This is a genomic window from Paenibacillus oleatilyticus (genome assembly GCF_018998565.1).
Lineage (GTDB): Bacteria > Bacillota > Bacilli > Paenibacillales > NBRC-103111 > Paenibacillus_G > Paenibacillus_G oleatilyticus.
On the sequence record NZ_JAHNZO010000139.1, the window covers coordinates 1 to 372 of the forward strand.

The 372-nt window shown below is 66.9% G+C and carries 1 protein-coding gene; it reads right to left on the reverse strand.

All coding sequences use genetic code 11. The annotated features are described in order from the left end of the window. A partial coding sequence (locus KQX66_RS36660) for an IS66 family transposase zinc-finger binding domain-containing protein (RefSeq protein ID WP_216798424.1) occupies positions 1-372 on the reverse strand: 372 nt, incomplete at both ends.

The following is a 372-nucleotide window of genomic DNA, read 5'->3' on the forward strand; positions in this document are numbered from 1 at the left end:
CAGTTCGCCAGCATCGTCCGGTCGAGGTCGAGGCCCTGTCGGCGGTAGATGTCCGCCTGGCGGTAGAACGGAAGGTGGTCCCCGAACTTGGCAACCATGCAGTGGGCCACCATCGCCTCGGTGGGCAGGCCGCGGGGCACCAGCCATTCCGGCGCGGGTGCCTGCGCGTGGGCTTTGCCCGCGCAATTGCGGCACATGTATTTCGGGCGGATGGTGACCAGCACCCGGAATTGCGCGGGGATCACGTCCAGCCGCTCGCTCCGGTCTTCGCCGACCTTCACCATCTCGCCGCAGCCGCAAGGACACAGGGTGCTTTCAGGCGCGATGACCTCTTCGATCCGCGGCAGGTGGTCGGGCAAGTTGCCCTTGTTG